The sequence below is a fragment of the Afipia massiliensis genome (assembly GCF_014203115.1).
Classification (GTDB): Bacteria; Pseudomonadota; Alphaproteobacteria; order Rhizobiales; family Xanthobacteraceae; genus Afipia; species Afipia massiliensis.
The window spans coordinates 430,370-452,767 of the sequence record NZ_JACHIJ010000002.1 but is presented as its reverse complement, the minus strand read 5'-3'; the positions used below and the strand labels follow the sequence as shown (position 1 = coordinate 452,767).

21 protein-coding genes are annotated in these 22,398 nt (G+C 61.4%); 13 read left to right on the top strand and 8 right to left on the bottom strand.

The window, feature by feature from the left end:
- Position 1: 1 nt before the first annotated feature.
- Positions 2-658 carry a polysaccharide biosynthesis/export family protein gene (locus tag HNQ36_RS06975; RefSeq protein WP_184083357.1) on the bottom strand — a complete coding sequence of 219 codons (657 nt, stop codon included), beginning with the start codon at positions 656-658 and terminating at the stop codon, positions 2-4.
- Between the two features lie 195 nt (positions 659-853).
- Between HNQ36_RS06975 and HNQ36_RS06970 the strand changes: the two genes are divergently transcribed.
- Positions 854-3,046: a GumC family protein gene (locus HNQ36_RS06970; RefSeq protein ID WP_184083355.1), complete on the top strand. Its 2,193-nt coding sequence runs from the start codon at positions 854-856 to the stop codon at positions 3,044-3,046.
- A 15-nt stretch (positions 3,047-3,061) separates the two neighbouring features.
- On the opposite strand, the gene HNQ36_RS06965 is transcribed toward HNQ36_RS06970, so the two are convergent.
- Positions 3,062-4,264, bottom strand: coding sequence for a GNAT family N-acetyltransferase (locus tag HNQ36_RS06965; RefSeq protein WP_184083353.1), 1,203 nt, complete (start codon positions 4,262-4,264; stop codon positions 3,062-3,064).
- 145 nt (positions 4,265-4,409) lie between these two features.
- On the opposite strand from HNQ36_RS06965, the gene HNQ36_RS06960 reads away from it, so the two are divergent.
- Positions 4,410-5,456, top strand: a complete 1,047-nt coding sequence (locus HNQ36_RS06960) for a polysaccharide deacetylase family protein (RefSeq protein WP_246395304.1) — start codon at positions 4,410-4,412, stop codon at positions 5,454-5,456.
- On the opposite strand, the gene HNQ36_RS06955 is transcribed toward HNQ36_RS06960, so the two are convergent.
- Positions 5,447-5,659, bottom strand: coding sequence for a DUF2842 domain-containing protein (locus HNQ36_RS06955; protein WP_046826613.1), 213 nt, complete (start codon positions 5,657-5,659; stop codon positions 5,447-5,449). The two genes, HNQ36_RS06960 and HNQ36_RS06955, sit on opposite strands and share 10 nt — an antisense overlap.
- 99 nt (positions 5,660-5,758) lie before the next feature.
- On the opposite strand from HNQ36_RS06955, the gene HNQ36_RS06950 reads away from it, so the two are divergent.
- Together HNQ36_RS06950 and HNQ36_RS06945 are read left to right on the top strand one after the other, a co-directional pair.
- On the top strand, positions 5,759-6,859 hold the full coding sequence (locus HNQ36_RS06950; RefSeq protein WP_246395303.1) for a COX15/CtaA family protein: 1,101 nt from the start codon (positions 5,759-5,761) through the stop codon (positions 6,857-6,859).
- Between the two features lie 111 nt (positions 6,860-6,970).
- The gene (locus HNQ36_RS06945) at positions 6,971-7,840 is read left to right on the top strand and encodes an FTR1 family iron permease (protein WP_347339952.1); all 870 of its coding nucleotides are present in this window, start codon (positions 6,971-6,973) and stop codon (positions 7,838-7,840) included.
- A gap of 88 nt (positions 7,841-7,928) precedes the next feature.
- Here HNQ36_RS06945 and HNQ36_RS06940 read toward each other — a convergent pair whose 3' ends face one another.
- The 3 genes from HNQ36_RS06940 to HNQ36_RS06930 all read right to left on the bottom strand — a co-directional run bounded on the left by HNQ36_RS06940 (position 7,929) and on the right by HNQ36_RS06930 (position 10,807).
- Entirely contained in the window at positions 7,929-9,209 is a 1,281-nt protein-coding gene (locus HNQ36_RS06940; RefSeq protein ID WP_184083350.1) for an O-acetylhomoserine aminocarboxypropyltransferase, read from the bottom strand.
- A 157-nt stretch (positions 9,210-9,366) separates the two neighbouring features.
- Positions 9,367-9,951: a CoA-binding protein gene (locus HNQ36_RS06935; RefSeq protein ID WP_184083348.1), complete on the bottom strand. Its 585-nt coding sequence runs from the start codon at positions 9,949-9,951 to the stop codon at positions 9,367-9,369.
- Between the two features lie 31 nt (positions 9,952-9,982).
- Positions 9,983-10,807: an enoyl-CoA hydratase gene (locus HNQ36_RS06930; protein ID WP_184083346.1), complete on the bottom strand. Its 825-nt coding sequence runs from the start codon at positions 10,805-10,807 to the stop codon at positions 9,983-9,985.
- Between the two features lie 113 nt (positions 10,808-10,920).
- Between HNQ36_RS06930 and HNQ36_RS06925 the strand changes: the two genes are divergently transcribed.
- From HNQ36_RS06925 to HNQ36_RS06900, 6 genes are all read left to right on the top strand, one after another.
- A complete protein-coding gene (locus tag HNQ36_RS06925) occupies positions 10,921-11,349 on the top strand; it encodes a PaaI family thioesterase (RefSeq protein WP_046826607.1) in 429 nt (142 codons plus the stop codon).
- A gap of 151 nt (positions 11,350-11,500) precedes the next feature.
- Complete coding sequence (gene rplM, locus HNQ36_RS06920) at positions 11,501-11,965, top strand: 50S ribosomal protein L13 (protein ID WP_184083344.1); 465 nt, start codon at positions 11,501-11,503, stop codon at positions 11,963-11,965.
- Entirely contained in the window at positions 11,965-12,441 is a 477-nt protein-coding gene (rpsI, locus tag HNQ36_RS06915) for a 30S ribosomal protein S9 (RefSeq protein ID WP_046826605.1), read from the top strand. Before rplM ends, rpsI begins: the two co-directional genes overlap by 1 nt.
- 204 nt (positions 12,442-12,645) lie before the next feature.
- Positions 12,646-13,911, top strand: a complete 1,266-nt coding sequence (locus HNQ36_RS06910) for a GGDEF domain-containing protein (protein ID WP_246395302.1) — start codon at positions 12,646-12,648, stop codon at positions 13,909-13,911.
- A 52-nt stretch (positions 13,912-13,963) separates the two neighbouring features.
- Positions 13,964-14,197, top strand: coding sequence for a hypothetical protein (locus HNQ36_RS06905; protein WP_184083342.1), 234 nt, complete (start codon positions 13,964-13,966; stop codon positions 14,195-14,197).
- A gap of 112 nt (positions 14,198-14,309) precedes the next feature.
- A complete protein-coding gene (locus HNQ36_RS06900) occupies positions 14,310-14,606 on the top strand; it encodes an antibiotic biosynthesis monooxygenase family protein (RefSeq protein WP_184083340.1) in 297 nt (98 codons plus the stop codon).
- Positions 14,607-14,720: 114 nt separating this feature from the next.
- Here the strand turns inward: HNQ36_RS06900 and HNQ36_RS06895 are convergent, their stop codons facing one another.
- Positions 14,721-15,872, bottom strand: coding sequence for an AI-2E family transporter (locus HNQ36_RS06895; protein WP_184083338.1), 1,152 nt, complete (start codon positions 15,870-15,872; stop codon positions 14,721-14,723).
- A 144-nt stretch (positions 15,873-16,016) separates the two neighbouring features.
- On the opposite strand from HNQ36_RS06895, the gene HNQ36_RS06890 reads away from it, so the two are divergent.
- Positions 16,017-16,733 (top strand): hypothetical protein, encoded by a 717-nt coding sequence (locus tag HNQ36_RS06890; RefSeq protein ID WP_184083336.1) that lies wholly within the window; start codon positions 16,017-16,019, stop codon positions 16,731-16,733.
- A gap of 1,202 nt (positions 16,734-17,935) precedes the next feature.
- On the opposite strand, the gene HNQ36_RS06885 is transcribed toward HNQ36_RS06890, so the two are convergent.
- Positions 17,936-20,311 carry a xanthine dehydrogenase family protein molybdopterin-binding subunit gene (locus tag HNQ36_RS06885; protein WP_184083334.1) on the bottom strand — a complete coding sequence of 792 codons (2,376 nt, stop codon included), beginning with the start codon at positions 20,309-20,311 and terminating at the stop codon, positions 17,936-17,938.
- Between the two features lie 197 nt (positions 20,312-20,508).
- Here HNQ36_RS06885 and HNQ36_RS06880 point away from each other — a divergent pair, with 197 nt between their 5' ends.
- Together HNQ36_RS06880 and HNQ36_RS06875 are read left to right on the top strand one after the other, a co-directional pair.
- A complete protein-coding gene (locus tag HNQ36_RS06880) occupies positions 20,509-21,576 on the top strand; it encodes a Ppx/GppA phosphatase family protein (protein ID WP_184083332.1) in 1,068 nt (355 codons plus the stop codon).
- 131 nt (positions 21,577-21,707) lie between these two features.
- A complete protein-coding gene (locus HNQ36_RS06875; RefSeq protein ID WP_184083330.1) occupies positions 21,708-22,397 on the top strand; it encodes an RlmE family RNA methyltransferase in 690 nt (229 codons plus the stop codon).
- The last annotated feature ends 1 nt before the right edge of the window (position 22,398 follow it).

Genomic DNA, 22,398 nt, shown 5'->3' with positions numbered 1-22,398 from the left:
GTCAGAACCAGCGTTCGGCGACAACGACCGTGTCCCCGGGTTTCAGGAGCGTACCAGGCGGTACGACAGCCTGAGCGGTACCAGCTTCGCCCATCCGGGTTAATTTGATGCTGCTTCGCAAGGCGCGCGGCGTGAAGCCGCCCGCAATGGCGACTGCGCTCTCAATCGTCATGTTCGGGACATACGGATATTGGCCGGGCGCGGCGACTTCACCCAAAATGAAGAATGGCCGGTACGTTTCAACCTCCACCGCGACATATGGTTCGCGCAGATAGCCGTTCTTCAAGCGGGACGTGACTGCGGCGGCGAGTCCGTTCGGCGTCAGCCCCCGAGCCCGAACCGCGCCGATCAGCGGCATCGTGATCGAGCCGCCTGCATCAACGGCGTATGTGTTGGTAAGGCCTTCCTGACCGTAGACGACGATGCGCAGCCGATCACCGGCGTCGAGGCGATAGGGTTCATCGCGAGCGGCATAGCTGTAGACAGGCGGGGCCGGCGTTGTTGCGACACTCACGGCACGTATGGGCTGGACCGGACCATAGGCAACCGCATCAAGGCTGCCGTTGTCGATAACCGCCACCGGCGCAGCCGTCCGCATGCAGCCCGACACCACGAGCGCAAGGAGAAGACAGGCGAGGCGCGCGCGGCTGCGCTGCATGGGAAAATCCAAGTAAGTATAGATTCTGATTAAGGACTTTCATGGTTAATAAAGCGTAACGCGCGTGCTGCATTGCAGCCAAAAGCAAGGTCGCGAGCGCTGCGATTAACCCGGCAGCAACCTTAATAGACTGTAATCGCGCCGGAGAAGACCGGCATTCGATTCAGTGCAGTAGCGTTCGGTGGAGAGTGTTCGATGCGTTTTTCGTTGTGGCGTGACTGGATGAGCAAGATGCCGTTCCGGGCCACGGCTGATGTCGCGCCGGATTCTGCGTCAGTCGTCGCCACGCCCACGCCCACGCCCACGCCTGCGCCTGCGCTTACGCCTGTGGCGCTCGCCGCCAGTCCCGAACTCGGCGACATCGATCTCCGTGCCATCTGGGAAACGATGGTCCGCAAGCGGATGTGGATTATTGTGCCCACCGCGCTCGCGTTCGCGCTGTCGCTGTTTGCCGTCAACATGATTACGCCGCGATACAAGTCCGAGGCGCGCATCCTGATTGACGGACGGGAGAACGTCTTCCTGCGTCCGAATAGCGAGCGCTCGGAAGACCGCGGCAGCCTCGATGCCGAAGCAGTGACCAGTCAGGTTCAGTTGTTGCTGTCGCGCGATCTTGCTCGCGAAGTGATCAAGGCGAACAAGCTCGCCGAACTGCCTGAGTTTGATCCGGTGCTGCGTGGCATTTCGCCGCTCAAGACGCTTCTTGGTTTGTTCGGCCTCGGCCGCGATCCTTTCAAGATGACTCCCGAGGAGCGCGTGCTGGAGGCGTACTACGACCGGCTGACAGCCTTTGCTGTCGACAAGTCGCGCGTGATGGTGATCGAATTTCAGTCGCGCGATCCGGAACTCGCCGCGCGTGTCACCAATTCCATCGCCGATGGCTATCTGGTGCTTCAGCAGGCGGCGCGGCAAAATCAGGCGAAGGCCGCCTCGCAGTGGCTGCTGGTCGAGATCGAGAGTCTGCGCAAGAAGGTCGCGGATGCCGAGGCGCGGGTCGAGGAATTTCGCTCCAAATCCAATCTCTTCGTCGGCACCAACAACACCACACTGTCGAACCAGCAACTCGGCGAGTTGAACACCCAGCTCAACAGTGCACGGGCGCTGAAGTCCGATGCTGAATCGAAATCACGTTTGATCCGCGAAATGCTTCAGAGCGGCAAGCCGATCGAGGCATCCGAAGTTCTCAATTCCGAACTGGTGCGCCGTCTGTCGGAGCAGCGCGTCACCCTTCGGGCGCAGTTGGCGGAACAATCATCGACGTTGCTCGGTGGACACCCGCGCATCAAGGAATTGAAGGCACAGATACTTGATATCGATCGCCAAATCCGCGAGGAGGCGAGCAAGATTTCCCGTTCGCTGGAAAACGATGCCCGGATCGCCAGCGCTCGAGCCGACGGCCTCAACGGAAGCCTCGACCAGCTGAAGCGTCAGGCGACATCGACCAATGGTCAGGATGTCCAGTTGCGGGCCTACGAGCGCGAGGCGAAGGCGCAGCGCGACCTGCTGGAATCGTATCTTGCGAAGTATCGCGAGGCGACCACCCGCGAGAACATCGACGCCGTCCCGGCCGACGGCAGGATCATTTCCCGAGCCATCGTGTCGAATACGCCTGCTTTTCCGAAAAAGCTTCCGACCGTGCTGATAGCGACCTTGGCGATGCTGATGCTGACCGGCGGTTACATTGCCACGGGAGAGCTGTTGCGCATGACGGTGCCGCGCCCGGTTGCCGCCGTGCGGCCCCCGATGGTGCCCTTACGTGATACGCATCCGCAAATGCCGGCGGGCATCATCGAAATCGAACGTCTGGTCGCGATGTTGCGTCAGGGTGGTGACGCCTCTCGAAAAGTCACAGTCATCGGCGCCCATCAGGATGAAAGCGTGACATTGGTTGCGCTGACGCTGGCGCGGCTGCTGTCGCGAAGCTCGAAAGTCGTGCTGGTCGATCTTGCAATGGCGTCCCCGACGCTGGCCGCGGTGTCCACCGACCCGGCGTCGCCCGGACTGACGGAGTTGATGCAGGGTTCAGCTTCGTTCAGCGAAATCATCACCAAGGATCGCCTGTCCGGCGTTCATATTGTAGGTGCGGGGCGCGAAACCTCTCAGCGCCAGCTGCTGCAGCTACCGAGGATCAACCTCGCGATCGATGCGCTGTCGCGGGCTTATGACTTTGTCGTGCTGGATGCGGGCACTGCGACAGACCTGCCTGCAAGTGTCATCGCTGCGCAGGCTCATGCCGTCATCATCCCCGATCCGGCAATCACTGCGTCCGCGCGCGATGTAATGAAAAGCCAGCTGCTCGCGTCTGGCTTTGTCGGCGTGACCATTCTCGATACGCCTTTGAAGGCAATGGACCTCGGCACGCCGGGCGAACGGGTCGCGGCGGCCTGAGCTTTCGCGTCGGGATTACGATGAGCGCGAGATGGCGTTGCGCAGAAGCTGCGCCATATGCATGAGTGCGGGATTGTGTTTCACAAGCCGTTTGGCGTGGGTCAGCGACGACATGCCGAGCGCCGCGAACTTGCCTCGCGCGGTCAGCGGAATAAAGGCATCGGTTAGCGGTTCGTCGTCCTTGCAGAACGTCATCTTGTACTCGTCCGATCCGACGCCGAAATCGAGCGAGCTGTAGCCGAGATCGCCGAAGTGATCGAGCATGTAGCGCAGCAAAATCAGGCCGGGGCTGTAGCGAGCATTCTCAGAGATCGTATACGTGTTGAACATGGTCGAAAATCGCTCGCCGTCCGCCACGCAGGCGAAGATCGAAATCAGTTCTGCGTCGCATTCCAGTGCGTGCAGTTCGATGGCGCGTCCGCCGTTCGGAAGCTTCGCCAGGCACGCGTCACGAACGAACGCCTTGGTGGCTGGATCGGAAAAGATGTCCGGCAATTTTGAAAGCGCCATCCGCTGCGGCTTGATGACAAAAAAGCTGTCCAGCAGGCGGTTGATGTCGTCGTCGGTCGTCGCGACGAAATAACGATAGCCCGGAAGGGCCTGAAGCTTGCGCTCCTTGTTGCGCAATCGCCGCCTTGTCGATGTGGAGACGCGTTCTTCCGGCTTGCAACCGGGAACCATGGTCATCATGGGGCAGGGATTGGTCGACGGCTGCGCGGCAAGCGATGCCAGCGGGTTCGCGATATTGCGCCATCGTTTCGGCTGCTGCGTGAAGGCCAGCACGTCGACGCCATCCGGCTGCATACGAATGGCCGCGATCAGCGCGTTGAGTTCGGCTGCGGAGATTGTTTCCGCGAAATCGCGACGCCATAGCGCCATGTTGAACGTCGGGTGCTTGCCGCCCATGAAGCGGGCCACCTTCGCGCCGTTCTCTCGGTAGATAACGAGCGGGAGCAGCAGCAACGGCTGATTGTTCGCATCGCTGGCAGCGACGACGAAGGGCGCGGCGCCTTCATGCTTGCCAACGCTTTGCTGCCAGGCATCGAGAATCTCGAAGCGCTGATAGGGTGTGAGGAGAAAATCGGCTCCTTCAAAAGCTCTCCAGTTCGTCTCGGCCGCAGCCATGTCGCGAATGACGTCGACGCGCGCGATGCGGCCTGCAACGGGATGCGCCGGAGAGTTTGCGTCGGAGCCGTGAAGTTCTGCAGCCATGGCCATCAGAGGACCTGAATTCTTGGGCATTTCGAGATTTGCGGCTTTGGCCGACCTTATTCAAAGAAATGTCAACAAAGAGTAATGAGAATAGGGGCGTGACCGGACACCGGCTCGCGAGAAGGATGACCACGTGCTGTTTCGGAGGGGGATGCTGGCGAATATGGGGCTGGAGTTGGCCTATTTCAGCGGCCTGTCGCATATCTTCGAACGAAGAACCGCCGGGGCCGGCGCCATCCTCAAATTCGAACACGTCAGGCCGCGGCGCGGCGATCCGTTCCAGCCGCTACGATCGCGCGACATCACCCCTGAATTCCTCGATCGCGCCATCTCGGCGCTGAAACGCTGGAATCTTGACTTTGTGTCCATCGATGAGGCGGCTGAACGCTCCCGGCAGGCTGCCCTTGCGCGCCGCTTCGTGTGTTTGACGTTCGATGGCGGCCATCGCGATTTCATGACCTTCGCCTATCCGGTGCTGTCGTGTCACCGCGTGCCGTTCGCGCTGTATATTCCTACCGGCTTTATCGACGAGATCGGCAAGGCGTGGTGGCTCGCGCTGGAGCAAGTTGTCGCGCGCAATGCCCGGATCGCGCTCCTGATGGATCGCACCGAACAGCATTTCTTCGCCGCCACCCTTGCGGAGAAGTATCAGCTTTATGACGTGTTGCACGCCTGGATGATGACCCTGTCGCCGGATGATGTTGCAATTGCAATCGGTGATCTGTGCGGCCGTTACGGCGTGGACCTCAACGCAGCCTCACAGGGCGCAGCGATGAACTGGCAGGATCTCGTCAAGTTGGCGCGTGATCCACAGGCGACGATCGGAAGTGCGACCGTCAACTATCCAAACCTCGCGCGGACAAAGGGCACAACGGCCCTCAGGGAAATGACCATGGGCCGGACGGTGCTGGAAACCGCGCTCGATGGTCCGTGCCGGCATTTTGCCTATCCGTTTGGCGGACGGGATTGCTTCGGTCCCCGCGAAATGATGTTGGCGCGGGAGGCGGGGTTTGCCAGCGCGGTGTCTGCAGGGCAGGGCGTCGTGCGGTCAGACGGTCAGTCCGATCTGATGGCTTTGCCGAGGATTGCGTGGGATGGCCGGCGAAACTCAATCCGGGCACTGCGCGTGGTTCTTTCGGGCCTCACCAGCAGGACACCGAAAACGCAAACGCCCGAACTTGCCGCAAACTACGGCTGAGGATCCGGCCGCGACATCCAGGCGATCAGCGGCATCGCGGGCAGGACCCAGCCGAGACCGGCGACCACGTAGAAGATCGCCTGAGCCAGTTTCGATGCTGCCAGCCAGGGCGTCTGGGCGATTGCCATGCCCGCCAGCGACCAGACAATGACCAGCACCAAAAGGCCGATGGTTCCGATGAATTTTCGTTTGCGGATTGTCATAACAGAATTGTGCTGGAGGCTGTAAACACGCGGCTTGCGTGAAAGAGTGCGGCGACTATAAGGACCGCGCGAATTCATTCAAGGCTGCATTTTCGGATCATGACGTCTATCGCAACCGACATAGAGAGCAGGGCCGCAGGCATGCGGAGCGTCCGCGCGTGGCTGATCGTTGTCGCAGCTCTCGTCGTCTGCACGCTGATGGTCGGCGGTGCGACGCGGCTGACGGAATCCGGCCTGTCGATCGTCGAATGGAAGCCGGTTACCGGCACCATTCCGCCGCTTACGGACGCCGAATGGAGCAGGCAGTTCGAGGCCTACAAGACCATTCCGCAGTATCGGGAGATGAATCGCGGAATGAGCCTTGCCGAGTTCAAGACCATCTTCTGGTGGGAATGGGCCCATCGGCTGCTGGGGCGGCTGATCGGCGCGGTGTTCCTGCTGCCGTTTCTCTGGTTCCTGTGGCGCGGATTTCTGTCATCCGAACTCAAGCGCAGATTGTGGGTCATCTTCGTGCTTGGCGGCGCGCAGGGCGCGGTGGGCTGGTGGATGGTGACGTCGGGTCTCTCCGGACGTGTCTCCGTGTCGCAGTACCGGCTGGCCATACACTTTATGCTGGCTGTCTTTATTTTCTCCGCGATCGTGTGGACGTTACGTCAGCTTCAGGGGCGTCCGTCGTCAGTTGCGCCCATGCGGGTGAAAGTCACCGGCAGAATTCTGCTGGCGCTGCTGTTCCTTCAGTTCTATTTCGGCGCGCTTGTTGCCGGGCTGCGCGCTGGCCGTGTGTTCAATACTTGGCCGCTGATCGACGGTGCGTTTATCCCGTCGACCGCACGGCTGTTCTTCGAGCAGCCGTGGTGGCGGAATTTCTTCGACAATACACTGACGGTTCAATTCACTCATCGCATGATCGCCTATGCGCTCGTTGCTCTGGCAATTGTCCACGCGATCGACGCGGTTCGGTCCCGCGCAAGTCCCGCTGTTATCTCAGGCGCGCTCTGGATTATGGCGACGATGGTTTTTCAGGCCATCGTCGGCATCCTGACGCTGCTCAATCAGGTCCCGATCGATCTGGGATTGGCCCATCAGGCCGTCGCGATCGTGGTTCTCACGCTCGCGCTGTTTCACGTCGAGCGGCTGGGCGGGGCGCTGCCGGACAGGACGCCTGCCAAGCTTCGCCTTGTCACCGGCGACGGCGGCTGAATCGAACTATTCTAAAAGTGTGGAAATGCCAGAAATCACGGATTACGAGGCATTTCCTCGATTCTTGAGTCCGGTCACGATTTGGTGCGGCTCAAGCGGTCTTTAACTTCAATTTTCACCGCGATAGAACGAACCCACCACAAGGGTCGAAGGTCTTTCATGTCCAACGCATTCGTTCAGGCTGCCGTCATTCTGCTGCGTGAGGGACTCGAGGCCATGCTCGTGATCGCAGCGCTCGCGGGTTATCTCAGAAAAGTCGGTGGCGCTCATCGGGTAACCGCGCTTTATACCGGTGCGCTCGTGGCTGTTGGCGCCAGCTTCATTGCAGCGTGGCTGTTCGCAGTTCTCAACTCCGGCGATCACAACGATATCCTCGAGGGAGTCGTGATCCTTTTTGCTGCGGCGTTGATGCTCTACGTCAGCGGCTGGCTGATGGTGAAGCAGGACCCGCGCGGCTGGCAGGATTACCTTGCTACCAAGGCGGACAACGCGCTCTCTCAGGACACAGCGTGGGCCGTCGGCGCGCTCGCATTCTTTGCCGTATTTCGCGAAGGCGCCGAGACGGTGCTTTTCATAAATGCGCTGGCGGTGACAGAAGGTGGCTGGAGCGCCGGGTTGTTCGCAGGTCTCGGAGCCGCAACCGTTGCCCTTGCGGTGCTGTTCTACTTTATCAACCTGATCGCGCAAAAGATTCCGCTTCGCCCGCTGTTCATCGTTACATCGGCGTTTCTGTTCGCGATGGGTATCAAGTTCATCGGCGAGGCTATTCAGGAATTCCAGGAACAAAGCCTCGTGTCTGTCACCGAATTGAAGAATTTTGGCTGGCTCCAATCCCTCGGGCTCAATGCCACCCTTGAGGCCGTATCGATACAGCTTCTTGTCATTCTTTTCGCGCTGGCGACATTCTCGATCGTGCAGCGTAACGCCCGGCTGACCCGCGAGGACAAGGCTAAAGCCGTAGTGGAGACCGCGAAGACCTGATTTTTCAGAAATCCATTTGCTCTCTCCAATTGAAAACGCGGCGCCATGCCCGGCGCCGCGTTTTGTATTTTGGTCAGCTTGAGGTTCGTTACGCCTTCAGGGCCTGGTCAAGATCTGCGATCAGGTCTTCCTTGTCTTCAAGGCCGACCGACAGTCGCACCACATCGACGCCAGCGCCGGCTTGCGCCTTTTGCGCATCGCTGAGCTGGCTGTGCGTGGTCGAAGCCGGGTGGATGATCAGCGAGCGTGTATCGCCGACATTAGCCAGATGCGAGAACAATTTGACGTTCGAAACGAGACTGATGCCTGCGTCGTAGCCGCCCTTCAGGCCGAACGTGAACACAGCGCCCGCGCCCTTCGGTGAATACTTGCGAGCGAGGTTGTGATAGCGGTCGCCGGGCAAGCCAGCGTAATTCACCCACGCCACGGCAGGATGCGTGGACAACCATTCCGCCACCGCCTTGGCATTGTCGGAGTGCCTTTGTACGCGAAGCCCAAGCGTTTCGATGCCGGTGAGGATCAGGAATGCGTTGAAGGGCGAGAGCGCGGGACCGAGATCGCGCAGGCCGAGAACGCGCGCGGCGATGGCGAAAGCAAAGTTTCCGAATGTCTCCTGCAGCTTGATGCCGTGATATTCGGGACGCGGCTCGCTGAGGGCCGGATAACGGCCGTCACGTGACCAGTCGAACGTGCCCGCATCGACAATGATGCCGCCGATGGAGTTGCCATGGCCGCCAAGGAACTTCGTCAGCGAGTGAACGACGATGTCGGCGCCATGATCGATCGGCTTGATGAGGTAGGGAGAGGCGAGTGTGTTGTCGACGATCAGCGGCACGCCGGCCTTGCGTGCGATAGCCGCGATGGCCTCGATATCAGTTACTGTGCCGCCGGGATTGGCGATGGACTCGATGAAAATCGCTTTCGTCTTGGGCGTCAGCGCCTTCTCGAAAGTTGAAACATCGTCGGTATCGGCCCAGACCACGTTCCAGCCGAAGCTCTTGAAGGCGTGGCTGAACTGGTTGATCGAACCGCCGTAAAGCCTGCGGGCCGCAATGAATTCGTCGCCTGGCTGCAGCAAGGTCTGGAACACGACCACCTGCGCCGCATGCCCCGACGCGACCGCAACCGCAGCCGTACCGCCTTCAAGCGCGGCGACGCGCTCTTCGAGGACGGCATTGGTCGGGTTGCCGATGCGGGTGTAGATGTTGCCAAACGACTGCAACCCGAACAGCGATGCTGCGTGGTCGGCGTCGTTGAACACAAAAGATGTGGTCTGGTAGATGGGCGTTGCCCGCGCGCCAGTGGTAGGGTCCGGCTGCGCGCCAGCGTGAATGGAGAGCGTGGAGAAGCCCGGCAATCTTTCCGTCATGAGGTGTCCTTCTGAGCGCCGCGAATGGGCGTTGAGATAAATATGCTGCGGGTGGACGCGTCCGCCGTCAAGCCGTCAGCGGCGATCGGCCTCAACTGACAATGAACCTGAAGCTTTCGAAGTTACCCTGAAATGAACGTGCTGCGCCGCGCCGGATTTAGGGCAGGTCGTTCTTGTCCTTGGCGGCGCGGTCGGCAGCCGTTGTTGCGCCGCCGCTTACGCTGCTGCGGTTGAGTGACAGCCGCATGTTGCTGGTGGGAATCGGAGCGCGCTTGGAGCTGATGGTGCGGGAGTTGACGCCTAGCCACTGGATTTCCGATGTGAGGCGCGCGTACTCGATTTTCGGACAACGGTTCATCACCACCTTGACGCCCGCGGCTTCCGCTTTCGTTGCAGCGGCGTCGTTGCGAACGCCGAGCTGCATCCAGATCACCTTCGGCAACACCGGCAACGCCAGGGCCTCATCGACGACTGCCGCCGCGGCATCCGAATTACGGAATACATCGACCATGTCGACGGGCCGGCCGATGTCCTTCAGCGATCCGACGAACGGTTTCCCGACAAGGTTCTTGCCGACCTGACCCGGATTGATCGGGATCATATCGTAACCGCGTTCGACCAGATACTTGAAGGCAAAATAGCTCGGCCGCACGTTGACCGGTGAAGCGCCGACCATGGCGATCGACTTCACGCTGGTCAGGATCGAGCGAATGTAATTGTCGTCGTAAGCGTCGTGGTTCATTCTTGTAAGTTCACTATTCTGGCCGACGGCGTCAGCGGTCTTCCCACTTCGGATCGCGTTTTTCGATGAAAGCACCGATGCCTTCCTGTGCATCGCGCGCCATCATGTTATCGGCCATCACCTGTGAGGCGTAGGTATAAGCGTCCGCAAGGTTCATGTCAGCCTGCCGGTAGAAAGCTTCCTTGCCGACCTTCAGTGTGTAGGCCGATTTCACCGCGATCTTGTTGGCCAGATCAATTGCGGCATCGCGCTCGGAACCCGGCGGCACCACGCTGTTGACCAGTCCAAGTTCGAGCGCGCGCTGTGCGGAGACATGCTCACCGGTAAGGAGCATGTGCATCGCGTGTTTCCGGGGAACGTTGCGTGTGAGCGCAACCATCGGTGTCGAACAGAACAGGCCGATATCGATGCCGGGCGTACCAAACGTGGCCTGTTCGGATGCAACTGCCAGATCGCAGGTCGCCACCAGTTGGCAGCCCGCCGCTGTCGCGACGCCTTGCACAGCGGCAACTACAGGCTTGGGCAAGCGAACGATGGCCTGCATCATGTCGCTGCATGATTTCATCATGTGCGAAAAATACGCTCTGCCTTTGTCCGCGTCGCTGCGGCGAGCCGTGAGTTCCTTGAGGTCGTGACCGGACGAATAGGCCGGCCCCTTTGCGGCGATGACGACCGCGCGAATGCTTTTGTCGTCGCGAGTGGCATCGATGGCTTCGTGGAGCGCCGCAATCATCGCTTCCGACAATGCGTTGCGCGTTTTGGGTGAATCGAGCGTGAGCACGGCAATGCTGCCGACTGTCTCGCGCACAAGCGGCGAGGGTGGCTGCGATTGAGCACGTGATGTTTGCGCTGTCATGGTCTTTAGACTCAGATTCCAGGTTCGCTTTTTAGGTTCCGTCAGGCTCGCTATCGTGCTCACCCTAAGATACAAAACCGTCACATACGAGAGCAGTGCAGGACATACGTTCCATGAACAAGCCGAAGATGACCGTGGCAGAACTCGAAGCGTTTCTCCACAAGGAGTTTCCGCAGGCTTTCGCCAGCGGCGAAATCCTGATCGAGAGCGCTGACGGCGCGACCTGCCTGCTGCGGCAGCCTTACAGCGAGCGGATGCTTCGTCCAGGCGGCACGGTCTCTGGTCCTACGCTGATGGCGCTGGCTGACTTCGCGATGTACGTCGTGCTGCTCTCGGCGATTGGCCCTGTTGGGCTCGCGGTGACGACCAGTCTCAATATCAATTTCCTGCGCAAGGGGCAGCCCGGTCAGGACGTACTGGCGGCCGCCAAGCTGATGAAGCTGGGCAAGCGCCTCGCTGTCGGGGAAGTAAGCCTGTTATCAGGGACTTCGCCAGATCCGATCGCGCATGTGACCTCCACATACTCCATTCCGAATACTTAGTGATTTTAATGGTATTATCGCACCATATTTGTAAGCTAGTGTTTTTGCTGTCTAATTTTTCGCCAAATGACATTGACGCGCGCGGGCGGGTTATCTAGAAACGCGCCAGTTTGGCGATTGCGCCGAACGTACAATTTCACGGACTCCTCACATGAAGACGTTTTCGGCAAAGCCAGCCGAGGTCAACAAGAAGTGGATACTGATCGACGCCAAGGGTCTGGTCGTCGGTCGCCTCGCCACCTTGGTCGCCATGCGTTTGCGCGGCAAGCACCTCCCGACCTACACCCCCCACGTCGATTGCGGTGACAACGTCATCATCATCAACGCGGCTCACGTCGTCCTCACCGGACGCAAGCGTGAGAACAAGGTGTACTACAACCACACCGGTTTCATCGGCGGCATCAAGGAACGCACTGCGAAGTCGATCCTCGAGGGTCGTTTCCCAGAGCGCGTCGTCGAGAAGGCCATTGAGCGCATGATCCCGCGCGGTCCGCTGGGCCGTGTGCAGATGGGCAACCTGCGCGTTTACGGCGGTGCTGAACATCCGCATGAGGCGCAGCAGCCGGAAACGTTGGACATCGCATCGATGAATCGCAAGAACATGAGGGCCGCATAATGTCCGATACCATGCAGTCTCTCGATCAACTGTCCGCGTTGAAGACCGCGGCGCCAGATGCTCCGAAGTACGAAAAGAAGGTCGACAAGCAGGGCCGCGCCTATGCCACCGGCAAGCGCAAGGACGCTGTTGCACGCGTCTGGATCAAGCCTGGCTCCGGCAAGATCGTCGTCAACACCCGCGAGGTCGAAGTTTACTTCGCTCGTCCGGTGTTGCGCATGATGATTCAGCAGCCGATCGTCGCCGCTGCCCGTCAGGACCAGTACGACGTGATCTGCACCGTCGCAGGTGGCGGTCTGTCGGGTCAGGCTGGCGCCGTGCGTCACGGTATCTCGAAGGCTCTGACCAACTTTGAGCCGGATCTGCGCGGCGTCCTCAAGAAGGGCGGCTTCCTGACCCGCGACTCGCGCGTCGTCGAACGTAAGAAGTACGGCAAGGCAAAGGCCCGCCGGTCCTTCCAGTTCTCGAAGCGCTAATCGTTTCGTTCAAATTTCCGCAATCGCGGGACAAAAGGGCGCCTTCGGGCGCCCTTTTTGCTGTTCCAGATACAGCCGAATTGCAGCGATTTTTCCCGAAAATTTTGTGACCGCCGCAAACGGAGTGCCAAGACACCATTGCTAGCCTCCACGATGGCTGAGGGGGCTATTCCGGCTCCGTCTTATTTTAGCGCTGCATAGAAAATGCCAGCTGGCACACATTTGTCTTTGGACATTTCGACGCTCTATCTCGTGGCTACGCTGGCGGCGGCGTCGCTTGGCGTGATGCTGCTGTTCTTCTGGCGTCAGGAGAAGATCGCGGCGCTCGGTTGGTGGGGCGCGGCCTATATTCTCGGCGCGGCATCGGTGGCGCTGTGGACATTGGGCGGCGCTGAACTGGGCTGGGAGCTTTCGCTCGCGGTCAACGCCGTTGGTTTTATCGCCTGCGGTCTGGTGTGGGACGCGGCGCGGGCCTTTCACGGCCGTCCTGCCAGCTGGATCGGCGTGATCGCCGGGCCAGCGCTCTGGATCGCGGCGGTTGTGGCGCTCGATCCGATCGATCCGGAAATCCGGATGATGCTCGGCGCCGGCATCGTCGCCGTCTATGCCGCACTGACGGCCGGCGAGTTGTGGCGCGAGCGGCGCAAGAGCCTGCGCGCACGCTGGCCGGCGATCGTCGTTCCCGTGATGCACGGCGTCGTTCTGATGCTGCCGATCGTCCTGGGCGACATGTTCCGGCCCGGCAGCGCAACGAGCATGGGGCAGGTCTGGGTCGCGGCGTTTGCTGCTGAACTGGTGCTCTATGCCGTCGGAACGGTGTTCATCATTTTCATGCTGGTCTCCGAACGCACGGTCAGCGCTCACAAGACCGCGGCCTCGGTCGATCCGCTCACGGGCCTGCTGAACCGGCGTGGCTTTGGCGAAGCGACATCGCGCATGATCGAGCGCGAGGCCAAGGCGGGACGTCCCGTGACGGTGATGATCTTCGACATCGATCACTTCAAGTCGGTCAACGACCGCTTCGGCCATGCCGCAGGCGATGACGTGCTGCAGGTGTTCGCCAACGTCGTCGTCGGATCATTGCGTATCACCGATCTCGTCGGCCGGGTCGGCGGCGAGGAATTCGCGGCGCTGTTGCCGTGCTCGATCGAGGAAGCGTTGCTCGCGGCCGAGCGGGTGCGCGAAGCCTTCGAGACGTCAGGTGTGGCAATCGATGATGCTCCGCTGGAGACCACGGTGAGCATCGGTGTTGCTGGCGGTCCTGCGAACACCGAGCTTGAAGTGCTGATGGCGTCGGCCGATACCGCGCTCTATCAGGCCAAGCGCGGCGGCCGCAATCGCGTGGAAGCCGCGATGGAGCAGCCGCTGTCTCTCGAGAACGCCCGGAGGAATCTCGCGACAAACGTCGTTCGGCAGCCTGCCGACGGCGAAGTCGGCCGCGCAGAGCCCGCGATGGAAATTCGCATCTAACGTCAGATGGGTTGCTAACCATCTGTTTACCATGCGCGCCTTACCATGTCGCATGACCATCGCAAGCAGTCACGATTCCCAATCCGATCTCACCGCCCTTGAGGCGAGCGCTGCGTCCGCGCGCGCCGGCTTCGCCTGCATGTTCTCGACGTCGGATGAATACGAGAACGCCCTGATCTCCGCGCGCCGTGCCGAGGGCCGCTACGGATCGTCGTTCGACTGGCAGCCGGTGGTGCTTGGCGGCTGTACGTTGGTGCTGCTGGGCGTGCTGGTCACCTTCCTCTGAGGGCTGATAGCTTCGCGGTATCGACACGACAGGGCACCCTTGGTGCCCTTTGTCTTTTCCGGCCGGTGATTTTGCGCTAGAGCCGCTGGGTAACCAGAAAGGGCGGAAGACCATGATCACCGAAATCGCACAGATCGAAATCAAGCCGGGCAGCGAGAAGGATTTCGAGGCGGCCATCGCCAAGGCGCAGCCGATTTTCAAGCGCTGCAAGGGCTGGAAGAGTTTCGAACTGCATCGGTCGATCGAGAAGCCGTCGCGCTATCGGCTTCACATCAAGTGGGAAACCCTCGAAAATCATACGGTTGATTTTCGCGAGTCCGCCAACTTCACCGAATGGCGCGCGCTGGTCGGTCCGCATTTCGCCTCACCGCCGGACGTCGAGCACACCAACACGGTGACGAGCTTCTAGTTCAAGTTTGTAGCCTCAAACCGTCATTGCGAGGAGCGTCAGCGACGAAGCAATCCAGTCTTCCTTGTTGCTCTGGATTGCTTCGCTTCGCTCGCAATGACGAAGGCGTTCTCGTCACGCCATCTTGAATTCCGGCGGGCGCTCCTCGTCGTCTTCGCGCAGATACGTGATGATGACTTTCACGATGGCCATCAGCGGCAGCGCCAGCGCCAGTCCCCACAGCCCGAACACGACGCCGAGCAGGATCTGGAACGCGAACAGCGTCGCGGGCGGGATATCGAGCGCCTGCCGCTGGATGATCGGCGTCAGGATGTAGCTTTCCAGTGCGTGTACGCCGAGGAACAGCACGAAGGCGCTGAACGCCGCGACCCAGCCCGAGGCGAGGCTTGCGAGCACAATGATCAAGCCGCCGATCAGCGCGCCGACGGTCGGAATGAACGCGAGCAGTCCGGCCTGAATGCCGAGGATGAAGGCGCTGTCGATGCCGATGATCGACAGGCCGATCCATGTCACGAGGAACACCGCCGCCATCGTGATCATCTGCGCGATCAGCCAGCGCTCCAGCGTGTCGCTGATCCGGTCGACCACGACGGTCACATTGGCGCGGTGTTTCTTTGGCGACAGCGCCAGCAAGCCTCTGCGATAGACGCTTGGCTGGGCTGCGAAGGACAGGCCGAGGAACAGCACGATGAAAAAGTTTCCGACGGCGCTGACCGTGCCGAGCAGCAGCTTCAGCGTCTGGCTGACGATGGCGCCGCCACCGGAGGCGAGGGCGCCGGCGCTGGGCAGGTTTTTAGGCAGGCCAGGCGGAGGGGTGGGGGCGGCGGTCGACGGCGTATCGGCGGTGGCGACCGCTGTCGCGGTGGGGCTGCCAAGCTCGAGATAACTGGTGTCCACGCCATGCTGTTCAAGGAAGCTTTTGACGGTCGCGAGCTGCGACTTGAGGGTGTTGCTCAGGACGGCGGCCTGCCGGGCGATAGTCGAGCCGCCGAGAAACACCACACCGGACAACAGGCCCGCCAGCACAACACACACAAGTGCAAGACGTAGCGCATGCGGTCCGCCCATCACCTTTTGCAGGAGATGCGTCATGGCGGTGAGCGCAACGCCGAGCAGGATGCCTGCGAACACCAGAAACAGCGTCGCCGCATAGTACCATGTGAACAGCAGGAAGGCCGCGAAGGCGACGATGCCGATGCCCCCCACGGCAATCGACCAGGCAAGGTCGCCACGGGTCTGAGCTCGGGTCTCGATAGGGGCTGACACGTGCGGTCCTCTTGCGTTATTCCGGCGCCAGTCTTTCCCGAAAGGCCGCGCCGGATCAAGAGAAGATGGCGTGACAGCCGCGCGGCCAGCGCTTAATCCAGATCGCCGTGCAGCCGGACTGCGCAGAATCAAAGGTCTCGCCGCATGAACTTCAGGAAATGGATCGGCCTCGCCGTGCTGCTGGCGGCGCTGGTGATCGGCGAGCGGATCTATCTTTACCGGCCAGACCACAAGTACCGCCTCACCGTCGAGGTCGAGACGCCCGGCGGCATCCGGTCGGCATCCGGCGTGTTCTCGGTGCATCCCAACCGTGCCTATGGCGGCTCGGGAAGCGGACCGGCCGGCCCCCGCGCCAAGGGCGACGCGGTGTTTGTCGATCTCGGCAACGGGCGAAATCTCGCAATGCTGCTGCTCCACGGGATAAATCCGGCCGAAACCGACGGCATGAGCTATCTGCCCATGCGTGCGTTCGCCGCGGCGGGACGGCGGATCGATTTCCGCGATGTGAAACGGCAAACCGACAGCGTCCCCGTCGCGGGTGAACTGATCCCGACGCTGGTGACGTTCGCGGATGTCGCGAACCCAGCGTCCGCGCGCGCGGTCGATCCTGCCAATCTGCCCGCGGCATTCGGGCAGGGGTTCAGGCTGCGCAACATTTCGCTCCAGATCGTGCCGTCCGGACTCTGGCCGCTGGATTTCGGCGGCGTGCTGGGCGAGCCGGTGACGCGGCAGATTCAGACGCAACTGCCGTGGTCGAACGATCCGGCGAAAGCGGCTGCGGCGCTAAGCGCGGCGGGGATCGTCGCCGTGCCGCCGGCGGACGCGGGCTTCATTCCGGTGCAGGCATTCCGGCGCGAATAGCGGGCGTGGTCGGCTTCTTTACACACACGCATTTGCTTCGTCGTTGCCGCGAACACTTTCTCCGGTTGTCCCCGCGCATCTCTCTCCGCGTCGTCCCCGCGAAAGCGGGGACCCATACTCTCTAAATTCTCGATTTGTGCGAGATGCTGGAGCGATCTTCTGGCCATCACCATGACGTTCGGTGGTTATGGGTCCCCGCCTTTCGCGGGGACGACATCGAATGTGTGGCAAGCAACTGCACCTCATTTTTAGATCGTCATGGCCGGGCTTGTCCCGGCCATCCACGACCGGGCTTGTCCCGGCCATCCACGACTTACTTTAGTTTAAGAAGAGAAGACGTGGATCACCGGGACAAGCCCGGTGATGACGATCGTGGGCGTTGCGATAACGCGCGCTACTTCGACTTCCCGATTCAGTTTTCAAACAGCCACCTTCAAACAGCCACGCGCGTTCGTTCTCGCGCATTGCGCGAGGTGAGCTTTGGTCTCCCCCTGAAAATGAGGGGCATGGAGCGCCGCGAGGCGCACCTTGTTGTTGTATCGCTTCCGGCATCGCTGGCGAGGCGATGTGTATCCGAAAGCGCATCGCCTTGCGGCGCTCCATTGCGGCGATTTTGGGCGAGGGGACCGTACTTCCGGGTCAGGACGGATGCCGAGCATCCTTATCCGGCCGGCTTTCGCCGCCTTCATCCTGTCCGCGTCCAGCCGCGAACGGCAGAGCCACGTAGTTGGCCCGGACGGTGACCCCAGCCTCCCGGACGACGTGTGTGCGAGACACGCGCGCAGGCGCCGCATCCTGCTCCGCTTCAAAGCGCCCTCGAGAAGCGCCCCTCGCGAACAGGACGTGTCGAACATAAGAGAGGTTCAGAGCGCGGGGATTGGTATGCCCATCACGAAATGTTGCGGGAGAGCTATTGGCTGGAAAACCTCTCCGCGTCGTCCCCGCGAAAGCGGGGACCCATACTCCCTGAATTATCAATTTGAGGGAGATATTGGAGCAATCTTCTCGCCTCCACCACGTCGTTCGGTGGTTATAGGTCCCGGCCTTCGCCGGGACGACGAGTGTGTGTTGCGAGTCGTCTCGCTCATTGCACCGGCCTTGTGCCGGTGATCCCGATCAATTTGGCAGGGTGCCTTAAAGATCGGGATGCCCGGAACAAGTCCGGGCATGACAGCGTGAGCGTCGATGGCGGAGCGATTTGCTCACGCCGTCTTCGTCTTGCGGCCATCCTGGATCGCGCGCCAGACCTTTTCGGACGTCAGCGGCATGTCGATCTCCGTCACGCCTTCATCGGACAACGCATCGAGCACTGCGTTGACGATGGTGGCGAGGCTGCCTGCGCAGCCGGCTTCGCCGCAGCCCTTGGCGCCGAGCGGATTCGATGTCGCCGGCGAAGGATGACTGTCGAGCGTCATCGACGGAATATCGCCGGCGCGCGGCAGCGCGTAATCCATGAACGAGCCCGTCACCGGCTGGCCGTTGTCGTCGTAGGTGACGCATTCCATCAGCGCCTGCCCAATACCCTGCGCGACGCCGCCATGAATTTGCCCGGCGACGATCATCGGATTGACCACGGTGCCAAAGTCATTGACGCCGCTGTAGCCGACGATCTGCACGATGCCGGTGTCCGGATCGACCTCGACCTCGGCGACATGGCAGCCGTTGGGGAATGTCGAGGGAATGCCCTGGGAGGTGTGATCGACATCGAGCGAGGAGGGCGCGCCATCGGGCATTTTCGAATCCCGGAGCTTTGCCGCCAATTCCATGATGCCGATGCCGCGGTCGGTGCCGGCGATGGTGAATTGTCCATTGGCGAACTCGATGTCGCCCTCCGAGGCTTCCAGCACATAGGCCGCCGCATGCTTGCCCTTTTTGATGACCAGCTTCGAGGCCTCGACGATGGCTGTGCCGCTTGCGGTAATCGAGCGCGAGCCGCCGGTGCCGTTGCCCGTATGGACGATGTCGCTGTCGCCCTGCGTCAGCTTCACGGCGTCGAACGGCACACCGAGATGCGTCGCCAGCACCTGTGCGTAGGGCGTCGCATGGCCCTGACCGTAATCGAGCGTGCCGGTGATCAGCCGCACCGATCCATCAGTCTCAAAGACGATCTTGCCGAGTTCGGCGCTGGGTGGTGCTGTGATTTCGAGATAGGAGCCGACCGCAATGCCGCGCAGCTTGCCGCGCTTACGGCTCTCTTTCTTCCGCTTGGCGAAGCCCGCGACGTCAGCCTGTTCCACCGCCTTGTTGAACACGCCGGGGAAATCGCCGCTGTCATAGGTCAGGCCGTTCGCGGCAGCGAAGGGAATGTGCGACGACTTGATGAAATTGCGTTTTCGCAATGCCAGGCGGTCGAGGCCCATTTCGTCAGCGGCGCGATCGATCAGCCGCTCCATGAAATAGTTCGCCTCCGGACGGCCAGCGCCGCGATAGGCGCCCATCAGCGTGGTGTTGGTCAGCACACACTTGATGTCGACGCCGATCAGCGGCGTGCGATAGACGCTGTTGATGTTCTTGGCGATGTTGAGCGACAGCGGCAGCGGCGCGACGCCCGTGATGTACGCGCCGAGATTGCCATAGCCGCGCACGCGCACGCCGAGGAATGCGCCGTCCGCAGCGAGCGCGAGTTCGCAGTGCACATCCTGTGCGCGGCCGTGGCTGTCGGACAGAAAGCTGGTCGAGCGCTCGTCGGTCCATTTCACCGCGCGGCCGAGTTCGCGCGCGGCGTGCAGGATGCAGATGTATTCAGGATAGTTGGTGTTCTTCATGCCGAACGATCCGCCGACATTGCGGGTGCGCAGATGGACCTTGTCGTTCGGCACGTTCAGCGTTTTCGCCAGCGACAGACGGTTGCCGGCAACGCCCTGGGTTGGGACTTCGATGGTGAAACGCTGGGTCTTCCTGTCGTAGCTCGCCAGTCCCGCGCGGGGCTCCATCGCGACGACGGCGAGGCGGGTGTTGACGATATCGAGGCGCGTGACATGCGCGGCGTTTGCGAACGCGGCATCGAGTGCCGCGTCATCGCCGGAATGATAATCGAGCACGACGTTGCCGGGGATGTGATCATAAAGCAGCGGCGCGCCGGGCTTCGCGGCGTCCTCCGCGCTCGTGACCGAGGGCAGCGGCTCGATGTCGACGACGACCGCTTCACCGGCGTCGCGCGCCTGCGCCAGAGTTTCAGCCACGACGAACGCAACCGGATCGCCGACAAAGCGCACCTTGTCGGTCATCAGCGGCAGGCGATTGGTTTGCAGCAGCGGTGAGCCGTCGCGGTTCTTCAGCGGCAGGCCGACGCTGAAAGGCGTGTATCCGGCGCTCGCGAGATCCTTGCCGGTCCACACACCAAGCACGCCGGGCATCGCGCGCGCTGCCTCGACATCGATGTTCTTGATGAGGCCGTGAGCGTGGCTGCTGCGGACGATCCAGGCATAAGCCTGACCCGGCAGGTTGATGTCGTCGGTGTAGGTTCCCTTGCCCCGCACCAGCGTGTCGTCTTCCTTGCGCCGGACGGGCTGCCCGACGCCGAATTTTTGCAGTGCGATATCATTCTCGGCCGAGATTCCGGATGGGTGATCGAGCATGGGAAATCCGCTGAAAATGACGGTCTGGCGACAGAAAAGGCCGTTCGGGACACTGACAGTCCTTGAAGTAGGTCAGCAAAAACAGAACCGCAATGTTCGATTGGGTATGCTGCGGTTGCGCCGCCTACGTACGCTGTTAGACTTTGTTTGAACAGAGTTGCCGCGGCGCGGGGCTGACGCCGCAGGGATGGAATTGCATGACTGAGGATGTGCGGCTGCACGACGGTTCCGGACCGTCTGTCAGCCCGCCAGCAGCAATGGCTGAAGAGGCGCACGGACGCGGGGAGACTCGCGTTCATGGCGCTGCCTATGCCGCGCTCGATCTCGGAACCAACAATTGCCGGCTGCTGATCGCGCGCGTCTCGAACGACGGATTCCGCGTGATCGATTCGTTTTCGCGCATCATCCGGCTCGGCGAGGGCATCTCGACATCGGGCCGCATCAGCGACGCCGCGATCTCGCGCGCGGTCGGCGCGCTCGGCGTGTGCGGCGACAAGATTCGCGCCAAGGGCGCGAAGCGGTTGCGCACGATTGCCACCGAGGCGTGCCGCGCCGCCGACAATGCCGACGCATTTCTCGACCTGATCGCACGAGAAACCGGGATCAACCTCGAAGTCATCGACCGCGAGACGGAGTCGACGCTGGCGGTGATCGGCTGCTCGCCGCTGCTCGATACCCGCGCGAAGGGCGCGATCCTGTTCGACATCGGCGGCGGCTCGACGGAAGTGGTGCGGATCGAACGTCCGGCCGGAAGCCCGCACGCGGCGCCGGTGAAGGGACCATGGGTCTCGCTGCCGCTCGGCGTGGTCACGCTGGCGGAGCGTTTCGGCGGCATGCATGTGACGCGCGAATCCTACGGCACGATGGTCGATGAGGTCGCCAGTCATCTCGCGCCGTTTGCCGCACAGCATGGCCACGATCTGTCCGGCATGCATCTGCTCGGGACCTCTGGCACCGTCACGACCGTGGCGGGCATTCACCTTGGTCTGTCGCACTATGACCGGCGGCGGGTGGACGGTTTGTGGATGAACGACGCCGACATGGACCGCGCCATCGCGCGGCTGCTCGACATGACCTATCAGGACCGTGCGCGAAACGCTTGCATCGGCACCGAGCGGGCCGATCTCGTGCTGGCCGGATGCGCCATTCTCGATGCGATCCGCAAGGCGTTTCCGCTGCCGCGCCTGCGGGTCGCGGACCGCGGTCTGCGCGAAGGCATGCTGGTCGAGATGATGCGGGCGGACGGCGCGATCCCTGCGTCCTGAGTTCCTTTAGATTCCGTGACGCCGCGGCGAAAACGTCGTAAGGGATGCGCAAGCGCATCAATTTCGGGCATGATCCTTGCCGAAAACCGGTTCCCACTTTTCGGGGATCATGCCCCTGGAAAGCACTTCCCATGGCGAAAGACACCACCGGACGACTGCATGTGACGGTGAAGTCCGGCGGCAAGCGCAAGCTGTCGTCGAAACTCTGGCTGGAACGTCAGCTCAACGATCCTTACGTCATGCAGGCCAAGCGTGACGGTTTTCGCTCGCGCGCGGCTTACAAATTGCGTGAGATCGACGACAAGCAACGGTTTCTCAAGCAGGGACAGGTCGTGGTCGATCTCGGCGCCGCACCCGGCGGATGGAGCCAGATCGCGGCTAAGCGCGTCGGCTCGGTCGAGGGTAGGGGTAAAGTAGTTGCCATCGACCTGCTGGAAATGCCGGAACTGCCCGGTGTGCTTTTCGCGCAAATGGATTTTCTCGACGGTCGCGCACCCGAGAAGCTGCGGGCGATGATCGGCGGCGGTGCGGATGTCGTGATGTCGGACATGGCGGCGAACACCACGGGCCATCGCAAGACCGACCAGTTGCGCATCATCGGCCTGGTCGAGAGCGCGGCAGCGTTCGCCTGTGAAATCCTCAACCCGGGCGGCACGTTTCTGGCGAAAGTCTTTCAGAGCGGCGCAGAAGCAGATCTGGTGGCGCAGCTCAAACGCGATTTCACCACGGTGAAGCATGTCAAACCCGCCGCCAGCCGGCAGGATTCATCCGAGCGATATGTGATGGCGCTGGGATTTCGCGGTTCAAATACACCGCAATAAG

What these genes read in the sequence shown, in the direction of transcription:
- HNQ36_RS06970 (WP_184083355.1), top strand. Translation starts at nt 854, where the DNA reads ATGCGTTTTTCGTTGTGGCGTGACTGGATGAGCAAGATGCCGTTCCGG.
- HNQ36_RS06965 (WP_184083353.1), bottom strand. Translation starts at nt 4,264, where the DNA reads ATGGCCATGGCTGCAGAACTTCACGGCTCCGACGCAAACTCTCCGGCG.
- HNQ36_RS06910 (WP_246395302.1), top strand. Translation starts at nt 12,646, where the DNA reads ATGCCAGCTGGCACACATTTGTCTTTGGACATTTCGACGCTCTATCTC.
- HNQ36_RS06960 (WP_246395304.1), top strand. Translation starts at nt 4,410, where the DNA reads ATGCTGGCGAATATGGGGCTGGAGTTGGCCTATTTCAGCGGCCTGTCG.
- HNQ36_RS06975 (WP_184083357.1), bottom strand. Translation starts at nt 658, where the DNA reads ATGCAGCGCAGCCGCGCGCGCCTCGCCTGTCTTCTCCTTGCGCTCGTG.
- HNQ36_RS06875 (WP_184083330.1), top strand. Translation starts at nt 21,708, where the DNA reads ATGGCGAAAGACACCACCGGACGACTGCATGTGACGGTGAAGTCCGGC.
- HNQ36_RS06925 (WP_046826607.1), top strand. Translation starts at nt 10,921, where the DNA reads ATGAACAAGCCGAAGATGACCGTGGCAGAACTCGAAGCGTTTCTCCAC.
- HNQ36_RS06890 (WP_184083336.1), top strand. Translation starts at nt 16,017, where the DNA reads ATGAACTTCAGGAAATGGATCGGCCTCGCCGTGCTGCTGGCGGCGCTG.
- HNQ36_RS06950 (WP_246395303.1), top strand. Translation starts at nt 5,759, where the DNA reads ATGACGTCTATCGCAACCGACATAGAGAGCAGGGCCGCAGGCATGCGG.
- HNQ36_RS06885 (WP_184083334.1), bottom strand. Translation starts at nt 20,311, where the DNA reads ATGCTCGATCACCCATCCGGAATCTCGGCCGAGAATGATATCGCACTG.
- rpsI (WP_046826605.1), top strand. Translation starts at nt 11,965, where the DNA reads ATGTCCGATACCATGCAGTCTCTCGATCAACTGTCCGCGTTGAAGACC.
- HNQ36_RS06955 (WP_046826613.1), bottom strand. Translation starts at nt 5,659, where the DNA reads ATGACAATCCGCAAACGAAAATTCATCGGAACCATCGGCCTTTTGGTG.
- HNQ36_RS06905 (WP_184083342.1), top strand. Translation starts at nt 13,964, where the DNA reads ATGACCATCGCAAGCAGTCACGATTCCCAATCCGATCTCACCGCCCTT.
- HNQ36_RS06935 (WP_184083348.1), bottom strand. Translation starts at nt 9,951, where the DNA reads ATGAACCACGACGCTTACGACGACAATTACATTCGCTCGATCCTGACC.
- HNQ36_RS06900 (WP_184083340.1), top strand. Translation starts at nt 14,310, where the DNA reads ATGATCACCGAAATCGCACAGATCGAAATCAAGCCGGGCAGCGAGAAG.
- rplM (WP_184083344.1), top strand. Translation starts at nt 11,501, where the DNA reads ATGAAGACGTTTTCGGCAAAGCCAGCCGAGGTCAACAAGAAGTGGATA.
- HNQ36_RS06930 (WP_184083346.1), bottom strand. Translation starts at nt 10,807, where the DNA reads ATGACAGCGCAAACATCACGTGCTCAATCGCAGCCACCCTCGCCGCTT.
- HNQ36_RS06880 (WP_184083332.1), top strand. Translation starts at nt 20,509, where the DNA reads ATGACTGAGGATGTGCGGCTGCACGACGGTTCCGGACCGTCTGTCAGC.
- HNQ36_RS06940 (WP_184083350.1), bottom strand. Translation starts at nt 9,209, where the DNA reads ATGACGGAAAGATTGCCGGGCTTCTCCACGCTCTCCATTCACGCTGGC.